The organism is Microbacterium sp. NPDC058345 (genome assembly GCF_042723855.1).
GTDB lineage: Bacteria > Actinomycetota > Actinomycetes > Actinomycetales > Microbacteriaceae > Microbacterium.
The window spans coordinates 552,164-568,164 of sequence record NZ_JBHXIG010000001.1 but is presented as its reverse complement, the minus strand read 5'-3'; the positions used below and the strand labels follow the sequence as shown (position 1 = coordinate 568,164).

The following is a 16,001-nucleotide window of genomic DNA, read 5'->3' as shown; positions in this document are numbered from 1 at the left end:
GAGTATGCGAATCCTGCACACCTCCGACTGGCACATCGGCCGCACGTTCCACGGGCACTCCACGCTCGCGGCGCTGGCCGAGGTGCTCGAGGCGCTCGTGCGGCAGGTTCGCGAGAACCGCGTCGACGTGGTGATCGTTGCCGGCGACGTGTTCGACTCGGCGACGCCGGCCACCGCGGCCTACGGCCTGCTCGACGAGGCGCTGCTCGCGTTGCACGCGACGGGCGCCACGGTCATCATGACCAGCGGCAACCACGACTCCGCAGCCCGGCTTGGCTTCCACTCCGGGCTGCTGCGCGACGGCATCCACGTGCTCACCGACCCGCGCGCGATCGCCACGCCCATCACGGTGCGCGACGCGCACGGGCCGGTGCACTTCTTCGGCATCCCGTATCTCGAGCCGGCGATCGTGCGCCGGCTCTGGACGGATGCCGCGGGCGAGGGCCCGATGCTGCGCACGCAGGCGCAGACCATGCACCACGCCATGGGCCTGGTGCGCGAGGGCATGGCCGCATCTCCCGGCCGGTCGGTCGTGCTCGCGCACTGCTTCGCCGCGGGTGTGGATGCGACGGACGGCCTGGAGCGCGAGGTGCGCCAGGGCGGCCTCGACATGGTGCCGCTCGCGTCGTTCGACGGGCCCGACTACGTGGCCCTCGGCCACATCCACGGCCGGCAGCAGCTCAGCGAGCGCGTGCGGTACTGCGGCGCCCCGCTGCACTACAGCTTCGGCGAGCAGCACAAGGAACGCGGGTCGTGGCTGGTCGAACTCGACGCGAACGGACTCGCCTCGACCGAATGGCTGGCGCTGCCGGTGCCGCGTCCGCTGGTGACGCTCACCGGCTCACTCGACGAGATCCTCGCCGACGAGAACGTCGCCCAGCACGCCGACAGCTGGGTGTGCGCCGTCTACACCGACCCGCTGCCGCAGCACGAGCCGATGCGCCGGCTGCGCGCACGGTTCCCGTTCTGCGCCCTCGTGCAGCACCAGCCCGACCGTTCGGATGCCGCGGATGATCGCTCGTATGCGCAGCGGCTGCGCACCGCCGTCACCGACGCCGAGCGCATCGAGGCCTTCCTCACGCACGTCCGAGCGGGGCAGGGCGCGACCGAGCGCGAGAGCGCCTTGATCCACGACGTGCTCGACGACCGGGTCCGGGCCGAGGCGCTCGTCTGATGCAGCTGCACCGGCTCGAGGTCGAGGGCTTCGGCCCCTTCCGTGAGCGTCAGATCGTCGATTTCGACGCGTTCGCCGACGACGGCATCTTCCTCATCGCCGGGCGCACGGGCGCGGGCAAGTCCAGCATCCTCGACGCCGTCTGCTTCGGCCTGTACGGCGGCGTGCCCCGCTACGACGGCGGCGAGAAGAGGTTGCGCAGCGATCACTGCGAACCCGACGAGCCCACCTCGGTGACCGTCGAGTTCAGCACCGTCGCCGGCCGCTTCCGCATCAGCCGCTCGCCCGCCTACGAGCGGCCCGCCAAGCGCGGCGGAGGCCTGACGACGCAGGCGGCCTCCGCCACCCTCGACGAGCTGACCGACGCGGGCTGGGTGGGCAGGGCGGCCAGGGCGGTCGACGTCGCGAACGAGCTCGACGAGATCCTGCAGCTCAGCCAGGAGCAGTTCCTGCAGGTCATCCTGCTGGCGCAGAACCGCTTCGCGGATTTCCTGCTCGCCGACAGCAGAGAGCGCCAGGCGCTGCTTCGCCGGCTGTTCGGCACCGAGCGCTTCTCCGATTATCAGGCGCGCTTCGATGAACGACGCCGCGACGCCGAGCAGGCGCTCACCGGACGTCGCGCCGCGGTCGACGTCCGCCTGGACGAGGCCGAGCGGCTCACCACAGAGGCCGGGCTGTGGGGTGATGACGCCGAGACGTCCGCCGACACCACCGATGCCCGTCTCGCGCGGCTGCGTCGCGCCATCGCGCGGGCCGAGTATCAGGTGGAGCGCTTGGGCACCGAGCGAGCCGCCGCAGAGCAGCGGCTCGCTGCGGCCGATGCCGCCCTCGTCGAGATCAAGGAGCAGCGCCAGGCGCAGACGGAGCGCGATCGGGCACGGAGGGCGCTCGCCGCGCTCGATGCCGACGCCGAGGCCATCGCCGCGGATGCCGAGCGCCGGGATCGGGCGCGCGCAGCCGAGACGCTGCGCGGCGTGATCTCGGCCGCCGAACGCGCCATCACCGCCCTGACGCGCGCTCAGCAGGCCGAAGCGGATGCCGTGGCGGCCGCCATCCGAGCCGGAGTACCTGACCTCGCCGCTGCCGATGCGGACCGGTCCGACGCGGACCCGTCCGACGTAGACCGGGCCGATGCGGAACCGTCCGAAGCGCTTCCGGGGCGACTGCGCGCATGGGCGTCCGACCGTACCCGTGAGAGCGGCGAATGGCAGCGCGCCCTCGAGCTGGAGGCGCAGACCTCGCACCGTGAGGCGGAGCTGGCCGCTGCACGACAGGCCGTCGACACGGCGATCGCGGCGCTGGGCGAGGTCGACGCCGAGCGCGAGAGCCTGCCGTCGCAGCTGAGCGACCTGGTTGCGCAACGCGACGCCGCTCGCCGCGAGAGCGACCGGGTCGACGACCTCGCGCGTGTCGTCGCCGACGCGGAGCAGCGTCGCGGCGGCGCCGCCGACGTCGCCCGACTCAGCGGAGAGGTGGCGGACGCGGCCCGTGTCGAGACCGAGGCCGGAGCAGTGCACGCCGATGCGCAGGCCGCTCTGACGCTACTGCGTCGACGGCGGGACGCCGGGTGGGCGGGTGAGCTCGCGACCGCTCTCGTCCCCGGCGCGCCGTGCGCCGTCTGCGGTTCCACCGAGCATCCCGCACCGGCCGAGCACGCCGACCCGGTCTCGGCCGACGACATCGCCGCCGCCGAGGCCGCCAGAGATGCCGCCGCACGAGCAGAGCGGGAGGCGTCGCAGACGCTGGCCGCCGTGACCGCCGAGCACGCCGCCGCCGTCGTCCGTGCCGGCGGCCGCACCGTCGAGCAGGCCGCGACGGAACTCGACCGCGCGCGGCAGGCGCACGCCGACGCGGTCGCCGCGTCCGAACGCGCTCGCCGATACGAGGAGCAGCTCGAGCAGGCACAGCGACGTGCCGGCGACCTCGACGAGCGCCGAGCCGCCGCCTCCGAGAGGCTGAACGCGGCGCGCACCGCGCTCAGCCTGTGCGAACAGCGCTGCGCGGACGCGGACGATGCGATCCTCTCCGCGCGCGGCGGTCACGCCACGGTCGCCGAGCGGCTCGCCGAGGCGAAGAGCAGGATCGCGGCCGCGTCCGCGGCGGCAGAGGCGATCGATGACCGCTCGGACGGCGAACGCGCCGCGGCCGAGGCTGCCGCGGAACGCGACGAGTCTCTCGCCGCGTCGGTCTTCGACGACCCGGCTCAGGCGCAGGCCGCCATGCTGCCGGCGTCCGAGATCAGCGCACTCGACGCCCGCATCAACGCCCATGCCGTGCAGCGCGAGAAGGAGCGTGCGCTGCTTCTCGACCTCGAGCTGCGCACGCTGCCCGAGGAGCCGATCGACGTCGCGCCGGCCGAGCAGGCGGCCGGGCATGCCCGCACCGCGTGGCTCGACGCCGTCGACGCCGACACCCGTGCGCAGAGCGTGCGAGCGAGCTTGACGGCGTCGGTCGACGCAGCGGCATCCGAGCACGCCGCATCCGCCTCCGCGGCCGCGGACTTCGAGGTGATCCGCGGTCTCGCCGACACCCTCTCCGGGCGCGCGGGCAACACGCACAAGATGAACCTGGAGACCTTCGTGCTCGCCGCCGAGCTCGAAGAGATCGTCAGCGCGGCCAACCAGCGTCTGCGCGACATGTCCGACGGGCGCTACGAGCTGCGGCACTCCGACGCGCTCGCCGCGCGAGGGGCAGCTTCGGGTCTCGGCATCGTCGTCTTCGACGCCTTCACCGGCCAGACCCGTCCGGCCCGATCGCTCTCCGGCGGCGAGACGTTCCTCTCCTCCCTGGCACTCGCGCTCGGGCTCGCCGAAGTGGTGACCGCCAGGGCGGGCGGCATCCGCCTCGACACGCTGTTCATCGACGAGGGCTTCGGATCTCTCGACGCCGACACGCTCGAGACCGCGATGCGCACGCTCGATGAGCTGCGCCAGGGCGGTCGCACCGTGGGAGTGATCAGCCACGTCGAGGCCATGCAGGAGCAGATCCCCGCGCAGGTCACCGTGCGCGCGCTGCCAGACGGCCCGAGCGTGATCGACGCGCCGCGCGCGCCGATCGGCTGATCAGAGCGCGTACTCGCCGCGCACCCGCTGCCACAGCTGCGCGCTGCACGCAGCGACGACCTCGTCCCAGATCTGGGTGGCGCCGTCCTGCGCGCGGTCCGACACGGCCCGCAGCACCCGGATCGGCACGTCGAACTGCTGCGAGACCCAGATGTACGCGAAGGTCTCCATGTCGACCAGCACCCCGCCGAGGCTGCGGATGCGGGCCACGGCATCCGCATCGTCGACGAAGATGTCGCCGGTGGCGATCGTGTGTCCGTCGCGGCCGGTCTGCACGTGAGAGGGCAGGGAGACATGCCGTCCCACGACGCCGTCGAGGTCCTGCACATCGTGCTGCAGGGCGGCGCTGACCTCGTAGACCCCGGCATCGAGCCCGTCGTCGACCGCGCCGGCGGTACCCACCACGAGCACCTCGTCGTAGTCGGCGGCATCCAGCGCACGGGTCAGTCCGTAGGCGGCCTTCAGCTTGCCGGGGCCGGTCACGAGCCGGTCGAATCCGGGCAGTTCGGCGGGGAAGGCCTGAAGTTCGGATTCGAGGGCGGCGACGAGAAGTTTCACGCATCCATCCTGACAGGTGGAGACTGGAAGCCCATCCTCAGGCCGCCCCGACGAAGGAGACACCGTGAGCATGCAGCAGCAGATCGCCGATGACCTGGGCGTTCGCCCCGACATCGATCCCGCCGCCGAGATCGAAGCGAGGATCGGCTTCCTCGTCGACTACCTGCGAGCCTCAGGCGCGAAGGGCTTCGTGCTCGGGGTGTCCGGCGGGCAGGACTCCACGCTCGCCGCCAGGCTCGCGCAGCTCGCCGTCGAGCGGGTTCGCGCCGCGGGAGGGGACGCGACCTTCCTCGGCGTGCGCCTGCCGTACCGGGTGCAGGCGGATGCGGCGGATGCCGAAGCCGCACTCGACTTCATCGCCGGCGACCGATCGATCGTCGTGAACATCCAGCATGGCGTCGACGGCATCGAGACCGACGTCGAGCAGGCGGGCGTCGGCGACATCAGCGACTTCAACCGCGGCAACATCAAGGCGCGCCTGCGCATGGTGACGCAGTACGCGCTGGGGGGCCACGACGGTCTGCTCGTGATCGGCACCGACCACGCCGCCGAGGCGGTGACCGGGTTCTACACGAAGTTCGGCGACGGCGCCGCCGACGTCGTGCCGCTCGCCGGACTCACGAAGCGCCAGGGCCGCGCGATGCTCAAGCAACTGGGCGCGCCCGAGCGGCTGTACCTCAAGGTGCCCACCGCCGATCTGCTCGACGGCCAGCCCGGCCGCGCCGACGAGGATGAGCTGGGTCTGACGTACGAGCAGATCGACGGGTACCTCGAGGGGGAGCCGGTCGCCGCCGACGTCGCCGCGCGCATCGAGGCGAGGTACCTGGCCACGCGGCACAAGCGGCATCTGCCGGTGGCGCCGTCCGACACCTGGTGGCGCTGAGCCTGTTCGCGGCGCACTGACCTGCCCCCGAGCCCTCGCCCGCCGGCCTGCGTGAGGAGTCGCAAAACGTCGCGTCCGAGCGCGTGCATGCTGCGTTTCGTGACCCCTCCTGGGTGAGGCGGCTGGCGGTCCGGAATGTCTGAGGCGGCTGGGGTCGAAGTGCGACATGCGCACGCCGTGCGCTCGCCGTGCGCTCGCCGAGTGCTCGCCGTGGGCTCGCCGCGCGCGCCGCGCGCTTGCCGCGTGAGCGTGAGGGGTCAGTCGATGTCGCGTGATCGCGTCTGATCCGACCGTTCGCGACCTCTCGCCGGAGGCCATCGCCGTGAGGAGTCGCAGAATGTCGGCTCGAAGGGCGAGGATGCCGCGTTTCGCGACCTCTCGCCGGAGGCCGTCTGCGTGAGGAGTCACAGAATGTCGGCTGGAAGGGTGCGGATGCCGCGTTTCGTGACCCCTCGGCAAGGCGCCCGGCGCGTGGTCGGGGATGTCCGAGGCGGCGGATAGTGTCGGATCAGGGCAACGGAGAGGAGCGTCGTGCGGGTCATCGCAGCCGAGAATCGCGTGGTGTGGAGCGCCAGCGACCTGAAACTCGCGGCCGAATGCGAGTTCGCCTGGGCACGTGCGCTCGACGCGAAACTCGGCAGGGTGCCCGCAGTCGAGGAGCCTGAGGATGCCACGCTCGCCCGCGCGGCGCAGCTCGGCGATGTGCACGAGCAGGCGGTACTGAGCCAATACATCGCCGATCTCGGTCGCGCGATCGACGGCGGTCCCGGCGTCGTGGAGCTGCCGAAGGTGTCCTCTGCTGACGCCGATGCACTCGGCGAGGCGGTCGCCGACACCGAGCGCGCCCTGCGATCCGACGCCTCCGTGGTCTTCCAGGCCGCGTTCGCCACCGACGAGTTCGTCGGCTTCGCCGACTTTCTGCTGCGCGACGAGCCGCTGCCGGGCGAGCCGCGCGGCCGGTGGCGGGTGCAGGACACCAAGCTCGCCCGCACGGCTCGCGTCACCGCGCTCATGCAGCTGGCGGCATATGTCGATCAGCTCGACAGGCTCGGCATCCCCCGCGCCGACGAAGTCGACCTCATCCTCGGTGACGGCACCCTCAGCACGCATCGCGTGGACGATCTTCTCCCGCTCTTCCACGTGCGACGCGCGCGGCTGCGGGCGCTCATCGCCGACCGGGCGGTCGACGCCGGTGAAGCGGGTACCCCGCTCGCCTGGGGTGACGACCGCGGCGACCTGCACGTCACCGCGTGCGGGCGGTGCGCCACATGCGATGAACAGGTCACCGCGCATCGCGATCTGCTGCTCGTCGCCCGGATGCGGCCGGTGCAGCGCCAGCGGTTCAGAGCACAGGGCATCCGTACCATCGACGACCTCGCCGTCGCCCCTCAGGCTCCGGAGGGCATGAACTCCGACACCTTCGCGGCGCTGCGCGCGCAGGCCAGGCTGCAGCTCGGCGCGCCGGCCGATGCGCACGACGCGCCGCCGTTCGAGCTCGTCTCGCCGAACGCCATCGGGCTGATGCCCAGGCCCAGTCGGGGAGACATCTTCTTCGACTTCGAGGGCGACCCGCTGTACACCGAACCGGTCCAGGGCCGGGATGAGAGCGCCACGTGGGGCATCGACTACCTGTTCGGCTGGATCGACAACGCTGAGCAGTACACGGCGCTGTGGGCGCACAGCTTCGCCGACGAGAAGCAGGCGCTGCTCGATTTCCTCACCTTCGTGACGCTGCGGCGCCAGGCGCACCCCGATATGCACATCTACCACTACGCCCCGTACGAGGTCGCGCATCTGACCGCCATGGCGGCACGGCACGGCGTGGGAGAGGCGGACGTCGATCGGCTGCTGCGCGAGGGCGTGTTCGTCGACCTGTACCCCATCGTGCTGCGCTCCGTGCGGGTCGGGTCGCGCTCGTACTCGATCAAGAAGCTCGAACCGCTGTACATGGGCGATGAGGTGCGCACGAGCGATGTGCAGAAGGGCGACGACTCGATCGTCAAGTATGTTCAGGCTCGCGCGCTGCGCGCCGCCGGTGAGGATGCCGAGGCGCAGAACGTGCTCGACGATCTCGCCGATTACAACCGGTACGACTGCGTCTCGACCCGCCGGCTGCGCGACTGGCTGATCGGGTTGGCCCGGCGGGAAGGGGTGCTGCCCGCACCGCCCGACGATCCGGAGACGCGCGCCTACGAGCCCTCCGCCCTCAGCCTGGCGCTGCAGGCCGAGGCGCAGCATGCCGAGCAGGACGGCCGGGACGGTGAGGTCTTCCGCGTGGCGTCCGCCGCGATCGACTACTTCCCCCGTGAGGCGAAGAGCTTCTGGCAGGGGCACTTCCAGCGCCTGCGCGAGCCGGTCTCGCTCTGGGAATCGACCAGAGACGTGCTGCGCGTGGATGACGCGGCCAGCGGTGTGGACGAGGACTGGGGCATCGCCGAGGGTCAGCGCACGCAGACGCGCGCGCTGCGGCTGCGCGGCGAGGTCGCGCCCGGCAGCACCATCGGCGTGGGCGCCCGGCCGTTCGCGCTCTATGCCACCCCGGCGCCCTTCGACGCGCATGCTCCCTCACGGGTGATCCACATCCCACACGAGGTCGAGGTCGTCGAAGTGCTCGACGACGGCTACGTGGTGCGCGAGCGCACCGTGCAGGGGCAGACCTGGGACGAGCTGCCGGTCGCGCTCGCGCCGGCGGCGCCGCCGAACGTCAGCTCGCAGCAGGGAGCGATCGAGGAGTGGGCGGCCGCCGTGCACCGGGCGGCGCCCGGCTTCCCCGAGGATGCTGCCTCCGACATCCTGCGCCGCGCGGTGCCACGCACCCTGTCGGGCGGACCGCTGCCGTCCGCCGGTGACGACATGATCGACGCGATCGTGCGCGGTGTGCTCGACCTCGACCGCAGCTACGTCGCCGTGCAGGGCCCACCTGGCACGGGCAAGACGTACACCGGATCGCAGGTCATCGCCCGGCTCGTGCGCGAGCACGGGTTCACCGTCGGCGTCGTCGCGCAATCGCACGCCATCGTCGACAACCTGCTCGAACGCGTGGTCGCCGACGGGGTGCCGGCCGCCCAGGTGGCCAAGGCGCCGAAGAGCGGCGATGACAGCGCGCGGTCGTACACCGCTCTTCGCAAGGACGGCATGGCCGCCTTCCTCGCGGAGCACGCCGAGGAGGGCGCGGTCGTCGGCGGAACGGCGTGGGACTTCAGCAACACGCGGCGCGTCGACCGGCAGGGGCTCGACCTGCTGGTGATCGACGAGGCCGGTCAGTTCTCGCTCGCCTCCACCATCGCCGTCGCCGCCGGCGCCCAGCGGCTGCTGCTGCTCGGCGACCCGCAGCAGCTGCCGCAGGTCAGCCAGGGCACGCACCCGGAGCCGGTGGACACGTCCGCGCTCGGCTGGGTGATGGCGGGTGCGGCGGTGATCGATCCCGCCCACGGGTACTTCCTCGACCGGTCGTGGCGCATGCATCCGGCCGTCGCCGCCCCCGTCTCCGTGCTGTCGTATGCCGGGCGGCTGTCCTCCGAACCCTGCACCGAAGAGCGGATCGTCGAGGGTGTCGAACCGGGACTGCACGTGATCCCGATCAGGCACCGCGGCAACGCCACGCAGTCCGCGGAGGAGTCGGCCGAGGTCCTGCGCATCGTGCGTGAACTTGTCGGCCGCCCCTATCGCGACGGCGACGCCGCCCCGCGACCGCTCAGCCCCGACGACATCATCGTGGTCGCCCCGTACAACGCGCAGAAGCAGCTCATCCACGACGAGCTCACCGCTGCCGGTCTCGGGGGTGTCGCCGTCGGCACGGTCGACAACTTCCAGGGCAGGGAGGCCGTCGTGTCGATCACATCGCTCGCGGCGTCCAGCGGGAGAGACGCGCCCCGCGGCCCGGAGTTCCTGCTGCTGCAGAACCGATTGAACGTGGCGATCTCCCGGGCGAAGAGCATCGCCTATCTGATCCACTCTCCGGCGCTGCTCGACGACCTGCCGTGGACTCCCGAGGGGGTCGCCAGGCTCAGCGCGTTCGCACGTCTGGTCGGCGCCGATCGCGAGTGAGGGCGGGCGTCGACCGCGGATGCTAAGTTGCTAGCATGCATTCACTCGAGGACATCCTTCGAGCGTCGGCGGCCTGGGTGTGGGTGCCGCGCGGCGCAGAGCACGAGAAGACCGAACTGCAACTGGTCCGCCACCCGGCGCGCTTCGGCGGCGGCGTGCGGGCGTCGCAGGTCGAGTCCGTCCGGGATGCGGCCGCCGTGCTCGACCTTGCGATCGAGCGCACGCGCGCATGGGGCGAGACACAGCTGACGTTCTGGACCAATGCGTCCGACCGCCCCGACCTCGAGGACGAGCTTCGCCGTCACGGGGCCGAGCACGTCGACACGGTCGCCGTGCTCGCGCGCGCCGTCGGCGGTCTCCCCGTCGATGTTCCGAATGACGTCACTGCCGAGGTCGTGCGCACGCTTGCCCAGGTCCGTGAGGTCGACGCCGTCAACGTGCCGGTCTGGGACCAGCAGCCGCTCGATGCCGACGGTCTTCGCGAAGAACTCGAAGAGGTCACCGCCGCTCTGGTCTCGGGTGAGGGCGTGCGCGTGCTGACGCGCGTCGACGGTGCAGCGGTGAGCACCGGTGGCTGCACGGTCGTCGACGGTTTCGTGCGGCTGTGGGGTGCCGCCACGCTGCCGCACGCTCGCGGACGTGGCGCTTATCGTGCCGTGCTGGCCGAGCGGCTGCGCGTCGGCGCCGAGCTGGGGGCGACGACGGCACTCGTGAAGGGCCGGCTGTCGACCTCAGCGCCGATCCTGGCCCGAGCAGGCTTCGCGCATCTGGGTGACGAGCGCGGTTACGTGCTCACCGTCTGACACGCCGGTGCCGATCGGGCATCCGAAGCTTCAGACCGTGCCGTACAGGCGGTCACCGGCGTCACCCAGACCAGGAACGATGTAGCCCTTTTCGTTCAGCCGCTCGTCGAGAGCGCCGAGCACGAGCGTGACATCACGGTCGCCGACGAGCTTCTCGATCGCCGCGACACCCTCGGGCGTGCCCAGCAGGCAGATCGCCGTCACATCCTTGGCGCCGCGATCGAACAGGAACTGGATCGCCGCGCCGAGCGAACCGCCGGTGGCGAGCATCGGGTCGATCGCGAAGCACTGGCGGTCGCTGAGGTCGTCGGGAAGGCGCTCGGCGTAGGTGGTCGGTTCGAAGGTCTCCTCATCGCGCACCATGCCCAGAAAGCCCACTTCGGCGGTGGGCAGCAGCTTCACCATGCCCTCGAGCATGCCGAGCCCGGCGCGCAGGATCGGCACGACGATCGGCCGCGGTTCCGAGATCTTCACGCCCATGGTCGTCGTGACCGGCGTCCGGATCTCCACAGGCGTCACCTTCACACTGCGGGTCGCCTCGTAGGCGAGCAGGGTCACCAGTTCCTCGGTGAGCTGACGGAACACCGGCGACGGCGTGCTCTCATCGCGCAGCACCGTGAGCTTGTGGGTGATGAGAGGGTGGTCGGCCACATGAACGCGCATGGATACAGGCTACTTGGCTGCGGCCTCCGCTTGCGCGCGGGCCTCGCGGCGGGCACGCCACAGGGCGTTGGTCCGCTTCGCGTTCACGGAGGTGATGACGGCGACGAGAAGGGCGGGCAGAGTGACCATCATGATGACGAACGGTGCGGGATTCTCCATGCCCTCGACGCTACCCAGCCGGCACCCGCGCGGCATCCGCCGACCGCCGGATCTCCGATCTCCGCCCCAGGGGGGACGCGAGCCGATGAGAGGTCGGGCCACTAGGCTCGACCGACGGGAGGACCACCGATGAAGACGGCAGACGACCGGGGGATGAGCCGCGCACTGGCGCTCGCCGCCGAAGCCGAGGCGGCAGGCGACGTGCCGGTGGGTGCCGTCGTGCTCGACGCGGCCGGGCGCATCGTCGGGGAAGGGCGGAACCTGCGCGAGCAGACGCATGATCCCACCGGGCACGCCGAGATCGTGGCCCTGCGCGAGGCGGCGACATCACTCGCCTCGTGGAACCTCGAAGGCCACACCCTGGTGGTCACGCTCGAGCCGTGCGTGATGTGCGCGGGCGCGATCCTGCAGGCCCGGATCGGCAGGGTGGTGTTCGGCAGCTGGGACGACAAGGCCGGGGCGGCAGGGTCGATGTACGACGTGCTGCGCGACCGCCGTCTTCCGTACCGTGCGGAGGTCGTCGGCGGGGTGCAGGCGGATGCCGCCGCAGCACTGCTGCGCGACTTCTTCGAAGCCCGGCGCTGAGCGCCGCCGTCGGTCGAAGCCCGGCGCTGAGCGCCGCCGTCGCCACCAGCCGGGGCGCTGCGCGCCGCCGCGGTCACCGACCGAGACGCACGCGGATACCGGTGGATGCGGTCAGTCGGCCGACTTCAGCACGAAGACGTCGGTCGGCGGAGCCGGGTCGATGCCGGGGCGATAGACGTCCGGCTCGATGTAGATCGAGGCGGCCGCCGGCACGGCGGCTCGGATGCGGGTCCTGATCACATCGATCTGATCGGCTGCGGCGCGCACCGTGATGTCGTCCACGAGCGCCACCTTGGCGGCGATCAGCAGGTCGTCGGCGTCGACCTGGAGCGTGCGCAGCTGGATGATCTTCTGCACGCCGTCGCAGCCGAGGATGGCGTCGACGATCAGCCCGTAATCGTCTTCTGACGCTGAAGGTGTCTGCTTGCTGTCACCCGATCCGCTCATGCCCGCGAGTCTAGTCCGGCCCGCGCTCGGGACAGACGGCGACGCCCGGATGCCGAGCGACTTCCTAGGATGGATTCATGGCCGACCCGATCGCTTCCGCTCCGACCACCACGACGCTGCCCGCACTGGCCTTCCTGGGGGCCGGCTCCATGGGAGGCGCGATCCTGCAGGGCGTCGTCGCCTCCGGCATCCCGCACGGCGGAATCGTCGCGACGAATCGCTCGCGCGAGAAGGCGCAGACGCTCGCAGGGCTCGAGGGCGTGCGCAGCATCGCCCTCGCCGACAGCCCGGACGGCAACACGGACGCCGCCGCATCGGCGCGCATCGTGCTCGTCGGCGTGAAGCCGGCGATGGTGCCGGACCTGCTGCACGAGATCGCCCCTGCCCTGCGCGATGACGCGATCGTCGTCAGCCTGGCCGCCGGTGTCACCCTCGCGACCTTCGCCGACGCGCTGGGGGAGGGAGTCAGCACGATCCGCTCCATGCCGAACACCCCCGCGACGGTGGGCAAGGCCGTCACCGGCATCGCGGCCGGGCCTGCCGCATCCGCCGAGGATGTCGCGCTCGTGCGCGCGCTGTTCGACACGGTGGGTGCCGTGATCGAGCTGCCCGAGTCGCAGATCGACCCGTTGTCGGCGGTCTCCGGTTCCGGGCCCGCCTACGTGTTCCTGCTCATCGAGGAGCTCACCAAGGCCGCTGTGGGGATGGGTTTCTCGGAGGCCGACGCCCGGCTGATGGCCGAGCAGACCTTCATCGGGGCGTCCGCGCTGCTCGCCGCCTCCGGTGAGCACCCGGCAGAGCTGCGCCGTCGCGTGACGAGCCCCAAGGGCACCACCGAGCGTGCCGTGGCCGTGCTGCAGGAGGCGCGGCTGGACGACGTGTTCGCGCGGGCCACCGCCGCGGCGCTCGCCCGCGCGAAGGAGCTCGCGGCAGGCGCGTGACGCCGATCCGCGGATCGACAGAACCTCGCAGACTCTCGCCGATCCGGATGCGGAGTACGGTGAATCTGCGACGTCGCGCCGCGGACGACGTCAGCGGTCCAGGCCCGCGAAGCGCTCGATGTCGCTGTTCGTGCCCGACACGATGATCAGGTCGTGATTGGTCACGATGGTCGTCGCCTCGGCGTAGCGGAACGGCTTGCCGGGGCTCTTCACACCCACCACTGTGACGTTGTACTTGGTGCGCACGCCCGACTCGTTCAACCGGATGCCGCGGATGAACTTCGGCGGGTACATCTTGGCCAGCACGAAGTCGTCGTCGAAGCGGATGAAGTCGAGCATCCGCCCGCTGACGAGGTGCGCCACCCGCTCGCCGGCCTCGCGCTCGGGGTAGATGACGTGGTTGGCGCCGACGCGGGCGAGGATCTTGCCGTGCGACTGCGACACCGCCTTGGCCCAGATCTGCGGCACCTTCAGGTCGACGAGATTGGCGGTGATCAGCACGGATGCCTCGATGAGCGACCCGACGGCGACGACCGCGACCTGGAAGTCCTGAGCGCCGATCTGCCTCAGCGCGTCGATGTTGCGGGCATCCGCCTGCACCGTGTGCGTGACCCGTTCGGACCATTTCTGCACGAGGCCGAGGTCCTCATCGATCGCGAGCACTTCCCGATCGAGGCGGTCGAGCTCGCCCGCGCAGGCCGCGCCGAAGCGTCCGAGTCCGATGACGAGCACCGGGGCATCGCCCCGCACCATCTCAACCAACGATCGGCCTTTCCACGGGCAGCGAGTACAGCTGCGAACGGGATGTCGCGGCGACCGCCGCGGCGAGAGTCACTGTACCAACGCGCCCCATGAAGATGGTGGCTGCGAGCACGTATGAGGCGGAGTCGGGAAGCTCGGCGGTCAGACCCGACGTGAGCCCGACGGTGCCGAATGCGGAGATCACGTCGAACAGCACATCGATGATGTCCGCCTTCGTGATCTGCGCGATGATCACCGTCGACACCGCCACGATGGTCGCGCCCCACGCCACGACGGAGAGTGCGACGCGCTGCACATCCGAGGGGATGCGGCGCCCGAAGGCCTCGACGGACTGGCGCCCCTTCGCCTCCGACCAGACCGCGATGGCGAGCACGGCGAGGGTCGTCACCTTGATGCCGCCGGCGGTGGAGGCGGAACCGCCCCCGACGAACATGAGCATGCAGGCGACGAGCATCGACGAACCGTTCAGGTCGGCCATGTCGATCACGTTGAAGCCGCCCGAACGGGTCATCGCCGAGAGGAAAAGCGCATTCATCGTCGTCTCGCCGGCGTCCATGGAGCCGAACGTGACGGGATTGTCGAACTCGAGCAGGAGGAAGACCCCGGCGCCGGCCACGAACAGCAGAGCCGTCGTGATCAGCGTGAGTTTGGAGTGCAGCGACCAGCGCTTCACGTGCCAGACGTGCTTGGCGAGCGTGTAGATGACGGGGAAGCCGATGCTGCCCAGGAACACGCTGATCATCAGGATGGTCAGCACGAGGTAGTCATCGGCGAACACCGTCACACCGCCGGCATTCGGCGTGAATCCGGTGTTCGTGAACGACATCGCGGCGTAGTACGGGGCCTCCCACAGAGCGGCGAACGGGTCGATGCCGGTCCAGATGAGCGCGGGGTACAGCAGCACGGCGACCACGCCCTCGATCACCAGCGTCGACAGCGCGACGGTGGTCAGCAGCTGGCCGACCTCACCCAGCCGCACCGTCTGGCTCTCATTGACAGGGCCGCCGTGGGCGCGCATCGGGTTGGTGTCGCCCGCGGCGAGCAGCTTGGCCCGCAGGCCCAGCCGCTTGGAGATGACCAGGCCCATCAGCGAGGCGAGGGTCAGCACGCCCATACCGCCGATGTTCACGCCGATGAAGATCAGCACGTTGCCGAACGGCGACCAGTGGCTGCTCATGTCGACCGTGGAGAGTCCGGTGACGCAGATGGTCGACATCGCGGTGAACAGCGCGTCGCTGAGGGGAGTGACCGTGCCCGAAGCGGAGGAGATCGGCAGCGAGAGCAGCGCCGTGAACAGCAGGATCAGCGCGGCGAAGATGACGATCACGAAGCGCGACGGCGACGATGTCACCACGTGCCGGACGGAGTGCCCCAGCCGCTCCAGCCCGCGACCGGGAGAGGATGCCGACATCATGCCCGACATCGTCCTCCCTCAGGTCGCGGCCGACGACGTTCGCCGAACCTCCGTCATGGTACTCCGCTCGCGCGCCGACTACCCTGATGGCATGACGGACATCTTCGACGTGATCGCGGACGGCACGAGGCGGGACATCCTGCAGCTGCTGTTGAGCCGCTCGACGGAGAGTGCTGCGGGCACGAGCGTGACCGAGATCGTCAGCGAGCTCGGCATCAGCCAGCCGACGGTGTCGAAGCATCTCAAGGTCCTGCGCGACGCCGACCTGGTGACCGTGCGCGAAGACGGTCAGCGGCGCTTCTACAGCCTGTCGGTCACTCCGCTGGAGACGATCGACGACTGGCTGGTGCCGTTCCTGATCGACGCCTACGGCGATCAGGCGCCCGATATCGACATCCCGTTCGCGCCGCTGCCCGACGGAGCCGCGCACGCGGCCGAGGTGGTCGGCCGCGCCGCGGCATCCGCCAAGCACGCAGTGGCGAATGCGTTCAAACGGCGCTGAG

General features: G+C 70.7%; 14 protein-coding genes. 8 read left to right on the top strand and 6 right to left on the bottom strand.

The window, feature by feature from the left end; genetic code table 11:
• Positions 1-4 precede the first annotated feature (4 nt).
• Positions 5-1,174, top strand: coding sequence for an exonuclease SbcCD subunit D (locus tag ACFWH5_RS02790; RefSeq protein WP_378831501.1), 1,170 nt, complete (start codon positions 5-7; stop codon positions 1,172-1,174).
• A complete protein-coding gene (locus ACFWH5_RS02785) occupies positions 1,174-4,236 on the top strand; it encodes an AAA family ATPase (RefSeq protein ID WP_378831499.1) in 3,063 nt (1,020 codons plus the stop codon). Before ACFWH5_RS02790 ends, ACFWH5_RS02785 begins: the two co-directional genes overlap by 1 nt.
• Here the strand turns inward: ACFWH5_RS02785 and ACFWH5_RS02780 are convergent, their stop codons facing one another.
• Positions 4,237-4,794: a nucleoside phosphorylase gene (locus tag ACFWH5_RS02780; protein ID WP_378831497.1), complete on the bottom strand. Its 558-nt coding sequence runs from the start codon at positions 4,792-4,794 to the stop codon at positions 4,237-4,239.
• 70 nt (positions 4,795-4,864) lie between these two features.
• Here ACFWH5_RS02780 and nadE point away from each other — a divergent pair, with 70 nt between their 5' ends.
• The 3 genes from nadE to ACFWH5_RS02765 all read left to right on the top strand — a co-directional run bounded on the left by nadE (position 4,865) and on the right by ACFWH5_RS02765 (position 10,527).
• Positions 4,865-5,677, top strand: coding sequence for an ammonia-dependent NAD(+) synthetase (gene nadE, locus ACFWH5_RS02775; protein ID WP_378833514.1), 813 nt, complete (start codon positions 4,865-4,867; stop codon positions 5,675-5,677).
• 531 nt (positions 5,678-6,208) lie between these two features.
• The gene (locus ACFWH5_RS02770) at positions 6,209-9,724 is read left to right on the top strand and encodes a TM0106 family RecB-like putative nuclease (RefSeq protein ID WP_378831495.1); all 3,516 of its coding nucleotides are present in this window, start codon (positions 6,209-6,211) and stop codon (positions 9,722-9,724) included.
• Between the two features lie 35 nt (positions 9,725-9,759).
• Complete coding sequence (locus ACFWH5_RS02765) at positions 9,760-10,527, top strand: hypothetical protein (RefSeq protein WP_378831490.1); 768 nt, start codon at positions 9,760-9,762, stop codon at positions 10,525-10,527.
• A 30-nt stretch (positions 10,528-10,557) separates the two neighbouring features.
• Here ACFWH5_RS02765 and upp read toward each other — a convergent pair whose 3' ends face one another.
• Together upp and ACFWH5_RS02755 are read right to left on the bottom strand one after the other, a co-directional pair.
• On the bottom strand, positions 10,558-11,190 hold the full coding sequence (gene upp, locus ACFWH5_RS02760; protein WP_378831487.1) for a uracil phosphoribosyltransferase: 633 nt from the start codon (positions 11,188-11,190) through the stop codon (positions 10,558-10,560).
• 9 nt (positions 11,191-11,199) lie between these two features.
• A complete protein-coding gene (locus ACFWH5_RS02755) occupies positions 11,200-11,349 on the bottom strand; it encodes a hypothetical protein (protein WP_378831485.1) in 150 nt (49 codons plus the stop codon).
• Positions 11,350-11,478: 129 nt separating this feature from the next.
• Between ACFWH5_RS02755 and tadA the strand changes: the two genes are divergently transcribed.
• Positions 11,479-11,934: a tRNA adenosine(34) deaminase TadA gene (gene tadA, locus ACFWH5_RS02750; protein ID WP_378831483.1), complete on the top strand. Its 456-nt coding sequence runs from the start codon at positions 11,479-11,481 to the stop codon at positions 11,932-11,934.
• Positions 11,935-12,045: 111 nt separating this feature from the next.
• Here tadA and ACFWH5_RS02745 read toward each other — a convergent pair whose 3' ends face one another.
• On the bottom strand, positions 12,046-12,381 hold the full coding sequence (locus ACFWH5_RS02745) for a cation transporter dimerization domain-containing protein (RefSeq protein ID WP_378831480.1): 336 nt from the start codon (positions 12,379-12,381) through the stop codon (positions 12,046-12,048).
• A gap of 77 nt (positions 12,382-12,458) precedes the next feature.
• Here ACFWH5_RS02745 and proC point away from each other — a divergent pair, with 77 nt between their 5' ends.
• Positions 12,459-13,322 (top strand): pyrroline-5-carboxylate reductase, encoded by an 864-nt coding sequence (gene proC, locus ACFWH5_RS02740; RefSeq protein ID WP_378831478.1) that lies wholly within the window; start codon positions 12,459-12,461, stop codon positions 13,320-13,322.
• 90 nt (positions 13,323-13,412) lie between these two features.
• Here proC and ACFWH5_RS02735 read toward each other — a convergent pair whose 3' ends face one another.
• Both ACFWH5_RS02735 and ACFWH5_RS02730 read right to left on the bottom strand, forming a co-directional pair.
• The gene (locus tag ACFWH5_RS02735; protein WP_378831475.1) at positions 13,413-14,075 is read right to left on the bottom strand and encodes a potassium channel family protein; all 663 of its coding nucleotides are present in this window, start codon (positions 14,073-14,075) and stop codon (positions 13,413-13,415) included.
• Between the two features lies 1 nt (position 14,076).
• Positions 14,077-15,495, bottom strand: coding sequence for a TrkH family potassium uptake protein (locus ACFWH5_RS02730; RefSeq protein WP_378833512.1), 1,419 nt, complete (start codon positions 15,493-15,495; stop codon positions 14,077-14,079).
• A gap of 94 nt (positions 15,496-15,589) precedes the next feature.
• Between ACFWH5_RS02730 and ACFWH5_RS02725 the strand changes: the two genes are divergently transcribed.
• Entirely contained in the window at positions 15,590-16,000 is a 411-nt protein-coding gene (locus ACFWH5_RS02725; RefSeq protein ID WP_378831473.1) for an ArsR/SmtB family transcription factor, read from the top strand.
• Position 16,001: the final 1 nt, after the last annotated feature.

What these genes read in the sequence shown, in the direction of transcription:
- ACFWH5_RS02790 (WP_378831501.1), top strand. Translation starts at nt 5, where the DNA reads ATGCGAATCCTGCACACCTCCGACTGGCACATCGGCCGCACGTTCCAC.
- ACFWH5_RS02785 (WP_378831499.1), top strand. Translation starts at nt 1,174, where the DNA reads ATGCAGCTGCACCGGCTCGAGGTCGAGGGCTTCGGCCCCTTCCGTGAG.
- nadE (WP_378833514.1), top strand. Translation starts at nt 4,865, where the DNA reads ATGCAGCAGCAGATCGCCGATGACCTGGGCGTTCGCCCCGACATCGAT.
- ACFWH5_RS02765 (WP_378831490.1), top strand. Translation starts at nt 9,760, where the DNA reads ATGCATTCACTCGAGGACATCCTTCGAGCGTCGGCGGCCTGGGTGTGG.
- upp (WP_378831487.1), bottom strand. Translation starts at nt 11,190, where the DNA reads ATGCGCGTTCATGTGGCCGACCACCCTCTCATCACCCACAAGCTCACG.
- ACFWH5_RS02755 (WP_378831485.1), bottom strand. Translation starts at nt 11,349, where the DNA reads ATGGAGAATCCCGCACCGTTCGTCATCATGATGGTCACTCTGCCCGCC.
- tadA (WP_378831483.1), top strand. Translation starts at nt 11,479, where the DNA reads ATGAAGACGGCAGACGACCGGGGGATGAGCCGCGCACTGGCGCTCGCC.
- ACFWH5_RS02745 (WP_378831480.1), bottom strand. Translation starts at nt 12,381, where the DNA reads ATGAGCGGATCGGGTGACAGCAAGCAGACACCTTCAGCGTCAGAAGAC.
- proC (WP_378831478.1), top strand. Translation starts at nt 12,459, where the DNA reads ATGGCCGACCCGATCGCTTCCGCTCCGACCACCACGACGCTGCCCGCA.
- ACFWH5_RS02735 (WP_378831475.1), bottom strand. Translation starts at nt 14,075, where the DNA reads ATGGTGCGGGGCGATGCCCCGGTGCTCGTCATCGGACTCGGACGCTTC.
- ACFWH5_RS02730 (WP_378833512.1), bottom strand. Translation starts at nt 15,495, where the DNA reads ATGTCGGCATCCTCTCCCGGTCGCGGGCTGGAGCGGCTGGGGCACTCC.
- ACFWH5_RS02725 (WP_378831473.1), top strand. Translation starts at nt 15,590, where the DNA reads ATGACGGACATCTTCGACGTGATCGCGGACGGCACGAGGCGGGACATC.